The following is an 11699-nucleotide window of genomic DNA, read 5'->3' on the forward strand; positions in this document are numbered from 1 at the left end:
ACCGGCGGGTTTTTCGTCATCACTCATCTTATTTCCGCGCACCGGATATCGCCTGACTTCGACGGACTCGGCTCCATGCGAGTCTGCGAAAGTCGCGGACTTCGCGTCACGCTGAGTCCAATCGGTGACATCCATCGCCGCGTTGTTGAAGGCTGAACTAAGACTTCCGACGATCAAGGAGCCACACCATGTCTCGTGAACTGCACCTCGCCGGCTTCCTCATCGCCTCGCACGTCACCCACTCCCACGCCGCGTGGCGGCACCCGGCGTCGGAGACCGACTACCTCGGACCCGATTACTACCGGCGCGTGGCGCAGACACTCGAACGCGGAAAGTTCGACTTCCTGTTCTTCGCCGATCTCCTCGCCACACCCGTTCGATACGGCAACGACATCCGTGTCCCGCTGAGCAGTGGAACGCAGGCGTCGGCGACCATCGACCCCTCGCTGGTGGCGGCGGGCCTGGCCAACGTAACCGAGAAGATGGGTCTGGCGATCACCAAGTCCACCACCTACTTCCACCCGTTCGAGGTGGCGCGGATCTTCGCCACCCTCGACCACCTGTCCCGGGGCCGGGCGGGCTGGAACGTCGTCACCTCGCTCAATCAGGCGGAGGCCCAGAACTTCGGCATCGAGAACCACCTCGGTCACGACGAGCGGTACGACCGCGCCCAGGAATTCCTGGAGGTCGCATTCAAGCTCTGGGGGAGCTGGGATCGTGACGCCCTGGTGCAGGACAAGGCGTCGGGTGTGTTCGCCGATCCCGACAAGGTGCGCACCGTCGACCACGAGGGCGAGTGGTTCAAGACGCGCGGACCGTTGACGGTGCCGCACTCACCGCAGAGCCGTCCCGTGATCATCCAGGCCGGGTCCTCCTCGGTCGGTAAGGACTTCGCTGCCCGCTGGGCGGAGGCGATCTTCGAGATCGACCCGACGAGTGAGGGCCGTAAGGCCTACTACGACGACGTGAAGTCGCGTGCATCGAACTTCGGGCGCAACCCCGACGACATCAAGATCTTCCCGTCGTTCGTGCCGTTCGTCGGGGAGACCGAGTCGATCGCTCGGGAGAAGCAGGCGTTCCACAACGAACTCGCCGACCCCATCTCCGGCCTGATCACGTTGTCGGTGCACACCGATCACGACTTCTCGCAGTACGACCTCGACGCCCCGATCGAGGATGTCGTCGTGCCGGGCACCCAGGGGTTGTTCGACGTCGCGCGCCGGCTCAGCGTCGAGGACGACCTCACGTTGCGCGACATCGGCAAGCTGTATGCCCAGGGTGTGCTGCTGCCGCAGTTCGTCGGGACGGCGTCGCAGATCGCCGATCAGATCGAGGAAGGATTCCTCGGCGGGGAGGCGGACGGGTACATCCTGTCGGCGGCCCAGGCGCCGGGAACGTTCGACGACTTCGTCGACCTCGTCGTTCCCGAGTTGCAGAGGCGTGGACTCTTCCGCACCGACTACACCGGAAGCACCCTGCGTGACCACCTCGGTCTGGGCGGCGCGAGTCTCACTCCCGCACCGCGCGGAGTGGCCGTCGGCGCCTGACGTCGGCGGCTACCTCGCCGGGTGGGATCTGAGCGCTAGGCCATCAGCGGGGCCAGCCGCTCCGCATGTTCCCGCAGCGACGGGACGTGGCGCAGCATGAGGTGTCCGTGATCGACGTGTCCCGACAGGGCCAGACTGCCGACGAGCGACCCCGTTCCGGACCGGACGGGGACGGCCACGCAGGCCGACGCGTCCCGGAGCTCGGCGAGTTGGGTGGCGAAGCCCTGGCTTCGGATCAGGTCCAGATTCGCGAGGAGTTCGCTCCGCGCGACGATCGTGCGGGCCGTCAGCGCCCGTGGCTCCCAACGCGGAATCACGGATTCGAGTTCCGACTTCTCCGCGAGAAGGAGTTTGCCGACTGCGCACGCGTAGAGGTGCTGGTTGAGAAACGATTCGTCCTCCGGCGGCGGGTATTCGGGGTCGGCGTCGGCCGTGCGGACGGCGACGTTGGTGTAGTAGAACAGGTGGACCCCGAAGCGCACCGACAGTCGTAGTTCGGCGAGAACCTCACGCGCCGCCGCACACACGGTGGGCACGACGGCGGCGTCGACGAGGATCCCGATCTTCTGGCCCAGCGCGAACCCGGACAGATCGGGGAGCCGCACCACATAGCCTTCGCCCACGAGAATGTTTAGCAGTCGATACGTGGTCGCCGACGGCATCGACAGGCGGGCCGCGATGTCTTTCGCGGTCACACCCGAGCCGGCGCGGGCCACCTCCTCGAGCACCCGCAGCGCGCTGGTGACGGCTTTCGGCTGCCGCCCCGACAGGGCTCTGTCGTCGGGGCTCACCGGCGGACCTCCCACGGGCGGTACCGGCCCAGCAGGTCGTCGGCCACGGCCTCGTCGTACACACCCATCCGTTCTCCGATTCCGGGGGATCTCCTGGCGCGGATCGCGAAGACCGCGGCGCCGACAAGCATCAGAAGCACGTAGACGGCGGTCGCCGCGCCCGCGACATACGTGCGCGAGAACGCCGCCCACCCGACGAGGGCGACCATCGCCGTCGCCGTCAGCACGCCGACGATCAGGGGAAGTCGAGTCAGTTCGCCGATCCGCCGGAGGAACGCCGGCGTCGCGACGCACAGCAGGACGTACGCGAGGACGTAGCCGTGGGCGGACACGGCGAGGAGTCCGATCAGGACGTCGCGGCTCGAACCGCTGACGAACAGGTAGAGGACGGGCACCGCGACCACGACCGGCATCGCCGCCGTCAATGCCACGTGCGGAGTGTGGAACCGGTGGTGCGTCCGGCCGAACACGCTCGGAACCACCCCTTCGCGGCCCATCGCGAACAGGGTGCGCGACAGCGCCGTCGTCGAACCGAGGACGCACGCGAACCAGGAGGCGGTGATGCCGAGTTCCATGACGATCGACAGCGCCGACGAACCTGCGCCGGACGTGTCGGGCAGCGTGAGGACGATCGGCAGCGAGTCGACTCCCTGCCGCACCGGCTCCGGCAACTGCAGGGCGGCCGCGAACACGTACAGAACGCCCAGCGCGATGGGGGTCCACCGGATGGCGCGCGGGACGGCGACGAACGGGTTGCGGGCTTCCCGCGCCACCGTGCCCGCACTCTCGAATCCGACGAACGACGTGATCGCGAGCAGCACGGCGAACCCGACCGCGGATCCTGACTTCGCGCCGCCCGCGGACGGGGTCGCGCCCTCGCGGACCGATTGCACGAACGCGACCACCAGCGCGGCGGAGGCGGCCACGATTGCGAAGACCTCGATGGCGAGCATGATCCGCGCCGACAATTGCACGCCCCGGACCATGAGGAGAAGGGCGAGCAGTCCGACGATCGCCGCGAGGACCGCGATGAGGGGCGACCCCGCCGGAAGCCCGACTCGGCCGAGCAGCGCGGCGAGGTAACTCGCGGCACCGAGTGTGCTCGCCATGGCCGCGGCCGCGTAGCCGACGAGCAGCGACCAGCCCCCGCCGAAACCGGGCACCGCCCCAAGTCCCTTGACGATGTAGCTGTAGAGACCGCTGACGGCGACCATCCGGGTGGCGAACTGTCCGATGCAGTAGCCGACCGCCGTCATCAGAATCGCCGCCGCGACGAACACCGCAATGGTCGCCCGGCCCGCGTCGGGTATGACGAGAGCAGGCAGCGTGACCATCACGGCCGACGGTGCGACCGCGGAAACGGACTGCCCGAGCACTTGGACGAAACTCAGACGCGCCCGCTCGAGACCGGCGACCGGTGATCTACTTCTGATTCTCGGTGTACCGGACACCACGCACCTGCTCTCCACACTTTCCGGCCGGCCCCGCGCGAGTGATCAACCCGGGGCTGCATGAGTTGCACGCTAGCGCAGCAGACGAGCGCGATGCGCCGATCGGAATTAATTTTCGATCACCTCGAATGAGAATGGCCGGAGAATTCGTTCCCGATTCCGGAGCCTGCGCCGGCGCACACGGCGGATCAGCTGCACCAACCCGAAAAGCCGGAATGAGAATCGGCGCCGCCGTGGCCGGAAAAGTCGAATGAGAATGCCGCAGTCGCTGATTCCCATCCGGATTTAGTAGTGACCGGCGACACATTCGGGGTTTATCGTGGGTTCGGGCCGCAGCACGACGAGGCGAAAACTTCCGCCAAAAGTGTTCTGCAGAAGCCGGATTCATTCACAGATTCGTTCACTCCATCGAAGAGGACATGATGACTGCAGTCGTTCACACCCCCGCCGGACTCGACCCCCGGGTCGTCGACTTCGTTTCGTCGCCGAAGCGCATGTTCGTCGACGGCCGATGGGTGGACTCCGCGTCGGGCAGGACGTTCGAGACGGTCGATCCCGCCACCGGACAGGTGATCACGACAGTGCCGCACGCCGGAATCGAAGACGTGGACCGGGCGGTAGCGGCGGCCCGGCGGGCTTTCGAGTCCGGGCCGTGGCGCTCGCTCACCCCCGCGGCACGTCAGCGGATCCTCTGGAAGATCGGCGAGGGGATTCTGGCCCGGGCCGATCAGTTCGCACAGCTCGAGTCGATCGACAACGGCAAGTCCGTAGCGGTGGCAAAGGCCGTCGACGTGACGTGGGCGGCGGAGATCTTCTTCTACTACGCCGGCTGGGCCACCAAGATCGAAGGCCGCACCATCCCCGTGTCGGTGCCGTGGGCGCCCGGAGCCCGATTCCACGCCTTCACCACCCGTGAACCGGTCGGTGTGTGCGCACAGATCATCCCGTGGAACTTCCCGCTGGTGATGGCCGCGTTCAAGGTGGCACCCGCGCTGACCTGCGCGAACACCATGATCCTCAAGCCTGCCGAGCAGACACCGCTCAGCGCGCTGCTCCTCGCCGAGGTGATCGCCGAGGCCGGTGTCCCCGACGGCGTGTTCAACGTGCTCACCGGTTTCGGCGACATCGGCGCGGCGCTGTCGAGCCACGACGACGTCGACAAGGTCGCGTTCACCGGTTCGACCGAGGTCGGAAAGAAGATCGTCACTGCCGCATCGGGGAACCTGAAGAAGGTGTCCCTCGAACTCGGTGGCAAGAGCCCGCAGGTGATCTTCTCCGACGCCGACCTCGAGGCCGCGATCCCGGGCGTGGCCGGCGGTTTCCTGTTCAACCACGGCCAGGCCTGCACGGCCGGAACGCGCCTGCTCGTCGAAGACCGGATCTTCGACGAATTCACGTCCGGTGTCGCCGATTTCGCGAAGTCCCAGAAGATCGGACCCGGACTCGACCCCACCAACGACATCGGCCCGCTGATCTCCGAGGAGCAGTTGGGCAAGGTCACCGGATACATCGACGCCGGACTCGCCGACGGTGCTCGCGCGCTCTCCGGCGGGCAGCGGCACGGCGACACCGGCTTCTACGTGGAGCCCACCCTGCTGGTCGACGTGAACCGTGACTTCAGCGTGTACCAGGAGGAGATCTTCGGACCGGTCGCGGTGGCGGTGCCGTTCAACCGGGAAGAAGGCGTCCGCGCGGCCGCCAACGACACCCCCTACGGCCTCGCCGCCAGCGTGTGGACCCGGGACGTGTCCCGCGCCCACGAGGTGGCCGCCGAGATCAAGGCGGGCACGGTGTGGGTGAACTGCCACAATGCGTTCGACACGGCGCTTCCGTTCGGCGGCTACAAGCAGTCCGGGTGGGGACGCGAACTCGGTGAAGGCGCCATCGCCGAATACACCCAGAGCAAGTCCGTCAACATCGCCCTCTAGATTCCTCGACCGGACCCGAATGAGAATCGTCCTGCGTGCGTTCTCATTTGCTGTCGACGGACTGTGACGCTTCGGCAACTGCGCCGACAACCCGCAGTCGCATGCTCGTCCCAGAGCTCACCGCGGAGCCTCCACGCAGGCCCTCTCCTCGTGAAAGTCGAAGGAAACCATGACAACCAACGCCCCCACGCACTCGAGTGCGGTCAGCGACGGCGCCCCTCGCAGACTGGCAGGCACCCTCGGTCCGGGTGCCATCGTGTTCATGGTCGTCGCAGCGGCGGCCCCGTTGACCGTGATCGCCGGAACCGTCCCTCTGGGCATCGCAGCGGGCAACGGCGCCGCCTACCCCGCGTCGTACATCGTCTGCACGGTGGTACTGCTGTTCTTCGCCGTCGGATTCACGGCGATGGCCAAGCACCTCCCCGGCGCCGGCGCGTTCTACACCTACATCACGCAGGGCCTGGGCCGGCATGCCGGTCTCGGCTCCGCATTCCTCGCGCTGCTGTCCTACACCGCCGTCCAGGGCGCGGTGTACGGATACATCGGAGCCGCCGTCAACGATTTCGTCACCTCTCACGGCGGCCCCGAACTTCCCTGGTACGTGTGGGCCCTGGCCGTGACGGCCGTGGTCGCGATCCTCGGATACCGGCACATCGACCTGTCCGGCAAGGTGCTCGGCGTACTGCTCGTCTGCGAGGTCGGGATCGTCCTCGTCATCGACGCCGCCGTCATCGTCCGGGGCGGCGGCGGCGGCGAGGGATTCTCGACGGCGGCGTTCCACCCCGCCGAGTTCTTCTCCGGAGCACCCGGCATCGCCCTGATCTTCGCCATCGCCGGGTACATCGGATTCGAGGCCACCGCCGTCTTCCGTGACGAGGCCCGCGACCCGGGCCGCACCATTCCCCGGGCCACCTACCTGGCGTTGCTGGTGATCGGCGGTTTCTACGCACTGTCGAGTTGGGCGATGGTGAGCGCGTGGGGCGACGAGGGTGCCGTGGCCATCGCGACCGAGAATCCGGAGGGGATGATCACCGAGACCGCCACCCGCTATGTGGGCGCGATCGCCGGCGACCTGGTCCAGATCTTCCTGATCACGAGCCTGTTCGCCGCCCTGCTGTCCTTCCACAACGTGCTCTCCCGGTACATCTTCTCCCTCGGGAACAGTGCGGCCCTGCCCGCGGGATGCGGCCGCTCGCACGTCAAGCACGCGTCGCCGTACATCGCGTCCGTCGTGCAGACGGCATCGGCTCTCGTCCTGATCGTCGCGTCCGCCGTTGCCGGACTCGACCCGGTGACCGAGGTGTTCGCCTGGTTCGCCGGTGTGTCCTCCGTCGGCATCGTCGCACTGATGACCCTGACTTCCGTGGCCGTCCTCGTCTACTTCGGCAGGACGCGGGTGGACCGCCGGGTGTGGAACACCGTGATCGCACCCCTGCTCGGCCTCGTCGGCCTGGCCGGGCTTCTGATCATGACCGTCGCCAACCTTCCCCTTCTCGTCGGCGGGTCGAGCACTCTCGCCGCCGTCATCGGGGTCCTGCTCATAGGAACCTTCGCCGGCGGAGCAGCCGTCGCTGTGCTCCGACCCCACGCCGCACGCCACGACACCGCCATACCGCAGCACGACACGAACGACACCATTACCGACAAGGAGATCGCACGATGAGTACCGCCACCACCGAGACCCCGGCCCCCGTCGGTTCCGCCGCCCCGGATCATCCGCTCACCCCGTTGTCTGCGGACGAGATCCGTTCGGCGAAGGCACTCCTCACCGACGAGGGACTGATCGGCGAGAACGTGCGCTTCGTCTTCGTCGCGCTCGCCGAGCCGCACAAGTCGACGGTCCTCGCGTTTACCGCGGGCGACCCGATCGAGCGACGCGCCCGGATCCTGCTGCTCGATCGATCCACCGGCATCGGCACCGACCTCGTCGTGTCGGTGACGGAGAACCGCGTGATCAGCAGGGCCACCGTCGATTCCGCCACCGACGGCCACGTGCCGATCCTCGACGAGGAGTTCGAGGACATCGAGGCGTTCCTGCTCGGCAGCTCCGACTGGCTCGCGGCGATGGCCAAGCGCGGCATCGAGCCGTCGAAGGTCCGGGCGGTTCCCCTGTCGGCCGGCGTGTTCGGTCACGAGGACGAGGTCGGGCACCGCATCGTCCGCGTCCTCGCTTTCCACCAGGAGGACAAGGCGGACCTGCCGTGGGCTCACCCCATCGACGGGGTCGTGGCCTACGTCGATCTCACCGAGCGTCGCGTCGTGAAGGTGGTCGACGAGATCGAGCTACCCGTCCCCGCCGAGCGCGGCGAATGGAACGCCGAACCGCATGCCACACCCACGCGGACCGACCTCAAGCCGATCGAGATCACCCAACCCGAAGGAGCAAGCTTCTCCGTCGACGGCAACGAGATCACCTGGGCCGACTGGAAGTTCCGCTTCGGTTTCGACGTGCGCGAGGGTCTGACGCTGCACCAGCTCTCGTTCGACGACGGGGGAGTGGAACGTCCCGTGATCTATCGTGCCTCGATCGCCGAGATGGTGGTTCCCTACGCCGATCCGTCCCCGGTCCGGTACTGGCAGAACTACTTCGACCAGGGCGAGTACCTGTTCGGCCGGTACACCAACTCGCTCGAACTCGGCTGCGACTGCCTCGGCGAGATCCAGTACTTCGACGTCACGATCGCCGACGAGTCCGGTGACCCGCGCGTCATGAAGAACGCGATCTGCCTCCACGAGGAGGATTACGGCGTCCTGTGGAAGCACACGGACATGTTCAACGGCATGACCGAGACCCGCCGCTCGCGCCGCCTCGTCATCTCGTTCTTCCTCACCATCGGCAACTACGACTACGGCTTCTACTGGTACCTCTACCTCGACGGCACCATCGAACTCGAGGCGAAGGCCACCGGAATCGTCTTCACCTCCGCCTACCGCGGTGCCGACGGATTCTCCACCCAGATGGCGCCCGGGCTCGGCGCCCCGTTCCACCAGCACCTCTTCTCCGCCCGGCTCGACATGGCCGTCGACGGCAATGTGAACACCGTCGAGGAAGTGGATGCCGTGCCCGTCCCGATGGGTCCGGAGAACCCGTGGGGCAATGCCTTCCGCTGCCAGAAGACCAAGCTGACCACCGAATCCGAGGGGCAACGCACCGCCGACAACCTCAAGGCCCGGGTCTGGCACATCACCAATCCCACCAAGCAGAACCGGCTGGGGCAGGACGTCGGGTACGCGCTGCACCCCGAAGGTCAGCCGGTGCTCCTGGCGGATCCGTCCAGTTCGATCGCCTCCCGTGCCGCGTTCGCGACCAAGCACCTGTGGGTCACGCAATACGACGAGTCCGAGCGTTATCCCGCAGGCGACTTCGTCAACCAGCACCCGGGCCAGGCCGGTCTGCCGACGTTCGTGGCGGGCAACCGGGACATCGAGGGCGAAGACCTGGTGCTGTGGCACACGTTCGGGCTGACGCACTTCCCCCGGCCCGAGGACTGGCCGGTCATGCCGGTCGACTATGCCGGGTTCACGCTGAAGCCGGTCGGATTCTTCGACCGCAACCCCGCGCTCGACGTGCCGGCGAGCACCGCGACGCACTGCTGCGAAGGCTAGAAGTCGTGTCCGCCGTCTTCTCTCCGATCGCCCGCCGCGCCAGTCATTGGTTGCGGCGGGCGGCCGCGGCCCTCGCGGTTGCCGCGGCAGCGCTCCACGCCGCGTCGCTCGGTGAGCATGCGACGTCGTCGCCGATGGTCGGCATGGTGACCGCCGCGATGATCTTCGGATGCCTGTACTGCGCCCGGCACCTGTGGATGCGTGGTTCACACCGGGATTGGGGTCTCGTCGCGCTGATGAACGTCGGCATGATCGCGTTGCACGTCACCGTGATGAGTCCCGGGTCCGGTGGCGGTCACCACGGGCACGCGATGCACGCAGCGGCGTCGGCTCCGATGGGTCATTCGATGTCGACTCCGATGGCGGCGGCACTCGCGACGGCCGCACTCGAAGCGATCGTCGCCGTGACGGTGCTGTTCTATCAGACTCGGTTCGACGCCCGAGAAATCCCGGCCTGACCTGGAGGGTCAGTTTTGCACTGGCGCAAGATCGTTCGATACCAGTGCGAGAATGTCGTTCGCGTGACTGACGGCAATGAAATGACCACCACCGCTGATCGGGTGCCAGACGGCGCCCGGGGTCTTGTCCGCTACCGTCTTGTTGATGATCTCAGGCACCAGGGTGTCGGCGCTGCCCTGCCAGAAGTGCACGGGGCGCGTCACTTTCGTCATGTCGAACGGCCAGGCCTTGTAGAGCATCGTGGCGTCGACGACGAGTCCGTCCGCGCCATGTCGAAAGCACTCGCGCCCTGCCCTCAGGAACGCGTCGAGGACCTTCTCGTCAGCCAGCACCTCCCGGTCCGCGGTGCACGCCGACTGCGTGATCGCCTTCGCGTAGCGATCCGCGAAGTGGGTGGCACTGATACCGAGCACGTCGTACATGAGTGTGAAACCGGGGTGGAAGTGAAGTGCCAGGCGGCCACCCAGCGCGTCGACGCTGCTGAGATACTTCGCGGCCCAGTTCGATCCGAAGGTTCCGTAATTGCCACCGGCGATGCACACGACATCGGCCAGGCGCGCGGGGTCCAGATACGCGGCGGCCGCCAGGGCCCACGGTCCGCCCTCGGACCAGCCGGTCACCGCGAATCGTTGTGCGCCGAAGGAGTCGGCCAGCAACAGGAGGTCATCGGTCCAGCCTTCGAAGGTGCGGCCCGGTTGAGGATCGGACCCGCCCATGCCCGGCCTGTCCGCGCACACGAATCTCAGTCCATTGGCCTTCGCATGCGAATCGAACAGTTCGGCCTCCAGCCGGCTCGAGGGTCCGCCGTGGTTGTGCAGCACGAGCGGTCCGCCCGGGTCACCGGCTTCGAGATACGTGATGGTCCGGTCGCCGACCCGGATACTGCCCTCTTGCGTCACGTGGACTCCTCACAGTGTGGGCCGGACGCCGAAAGTGGATTGGCGGCGTCGAAACTGCAGGTACTCCGATCTCCCTAATACTAGGTGTCACCGGCGTGCAGGCGGTACACCCGTCGTGCGGTTTCGCCGAAGAAGCGCGCTTGTTCTGACGGTGACAAGTCGCCGAGTGCTGCCTGGACGGTGGACACCATGGTTTCGGTATCCCACACCAGATGGTCGATCGGGTAATGCGAGGCGAACATGCATCGCCCGGCGCCGAAGATGCTGAGGGCCGTCCGGACCCACCGACCGATCGCCTCCAGGGATGTTCCGAAAATGAGGGCGATTCCCTGCAACTTGAGGACGACGTTCGGAAACTGACTCACCGCCGTGAGGCGTTCTTCCCACCGGGTGAAGCCCTCGGCAGTGAGATCGACCGGCCAACCGGCCGCCTCCAGCACGAACGTGGTGTCGGGAAACGCGGCGATGAGTTCGTGCGTGGCGGGTAACTGCTCGTCGTAGACGAGCAGATCCCACACCAGCCCCGCATCGGCGACCTGCTCGAATCCATGCAACCAGGCCGGGTCTGACAGGTAGTCGCCGCGCGCACCCAGGCGCTTGATCGGGTCGGCCGCCCAGTACAGCGGCTGACGCACAGCCCGGACCACCGGGAGATCCCGGTATTGCGCGAGAACGCCTGTCAGATCGCCTGAATCGAGCTGCACGGCCGCGATGAAGGCGTTCGGAACACCGACGCGGTCGGCGCAATGCTGAACCCAGATGGCCTCCGCGACTCCGTCTGCAGCACCGAACTCGCACGCGACCGAGGCCGTGACGGGCGTCCCCTCGAGCTGTGCCCGATAGTCGTGCGGCAGGTACCGGTGCGCAGCGTCGTAGTAGTTCGGCAGCAAGGCGGTGAGCGCGGGTGGGCGACTGTCGATCCACGGGTACGCGAGATCGGGCAGGTTGATGAAATGATGATGAGCATCGACAATGTCCACCTCACGCAGCATATTTCAGTCGTCGACGGGGGATCGGG

Annotated in this window: 9 protein-coding genes; 5 read left to right on the top strand and 4 right to left on the bottom strand. The window is 66.7% G+C overall.

Annotation, left to right across the window (positions count from 1 at the left end; all coding sequences use genetic code 11):
* Positions 1 to 188 precede the first annotated feature (188 nt).
* The gene (locus QM693_RS03650) at positions 189 to 1547 is read left to right on the top strand and encodes an LLM class flavin-dependent oxidoreductase (protein WP_283351428.1); all 1359 of its coding nucleotides are present in this window, start codon (positions 189 to 191) and stop codon (positions 1545 to 1547) included.
* A gap of 35 nt (positions 1548 to 1582) precedes the next feature.
* Here QM693_RS03650 and QM693_RS03655 read toward each other — a convergent pair whose 3' ends face one another.
* Positions 1583 to 2338, bottom strand: coding sequence for an IclR family transcriptional regulator (locus tag QM693_RS03655; RefSeq protein WP_283351429.1), 756 nt, complete (start codon positions 2336 to 2338; stop codon positions 1583 to 1585).
* Positions 2335 to 3789 carry an APC family permease gene (locus QM693_RS03660; protein WP_280781322.1) on the bottom strand — a complete coding sequence of 485 codons (1455 nt, stop codon included), beginning with the start codon at positions 3787 to 3789 and terminating at the stop codon, positions 2335 to 2337. Before QM693_RS03660 ends, QM693_RS03655 begins: the two co-directional genes overlap by 4 nt.
* 422 nt (positions 3790 to 4211) lie before the next feature.
* Between QM693_RS03660 and QM693_RS03665 the strand changes: the two genes are divergently transcribed.
* From QM693_RS03665 to QM693_RS03680, 4 genes are all read left to right on the top strand, one after another.
* The gene (locus QM693_RS03665) at positions 4212 to 5717 is read left to right on the top strand and encodes an aldehyde dehydrogenase family protein (RefSeq protein ID WP_283332001.1); all 1506 of its coding nucleotides are present in this window, start codon (positions 4212 to 4214) and stop codon (positions 5715 to 5717) included.
* A 169-nt stretch (positions 5718 to 5886) separates the two neighbouring features.
* Entirely contained in the window at positions 5887 to 7380 is a 1494-nt protein-coding gene (locus tag QM693_RS03670) for an APC family permease (RefSeq protein WP_283351430.1), read from the top strand.
* Positions 7377 to 9323, top strand: coding sequence for a primary-amine oxidase (locus QM693_RS03675; protein WP_283351431.1), 1947 nt, complete (start codon positions 7377 to 7379; stop codon positions 9321 to 9323). Before QM693_RS03670 ends, QM693_RS03675 begins: the two co-directional genes overlap by 4 nt.
* A 5-nt stretch (positions 9324 to 9328) precedes the next feature.
* Positions 9329 to 9781 (top strand): hypothetical protein, encoded by a 453-nt coding sequence (locus QM693_RS03680; protein WP_280781326.1) that lies wholly within the window; start codon positions 9329 to 9331, stop codon positions 9779 to 9781.
* Positions 9782 to 9790: 9 nt separating this feature from the next.
* On the opposite strand, the gene QM693_RS03685 is transcribed toward QM693_RS03680, so the two are convergent.
* A complete protein-coding gene (locus QM693_RS03685; protein WP_283351432.1) occupies positions 9791 to 10681 on the bottom strand; it encodes an alpha/beta fold hydrolase in 891 nt (296 codons plus the stop codon).
* 80 nt (positions 10682 to 10761) lie between these two features.
* A complete protein-coding gene (locus QM693_RS03690) occupies positions 10762 to 11673 on the bottom strand; it encodes an amidohydrolase family protein (RefSeq protein ID WP_283351433.1) in 912 nt (303 codons plus the stop codon).
* Between the last annotated feature and the right edge of the window lie 26 nt (positions 11674 to 11699).

The organism is Rhodococcus sp. IEGM 1305 (assembly GCF_030058635.1).
GTDB lineage: Bacteria > Actinomycetota > Actinomycetes > Mycobacteriales > Mycobacteriaceae > Rhodococcus_F > Rhodococcus_F opacus_D.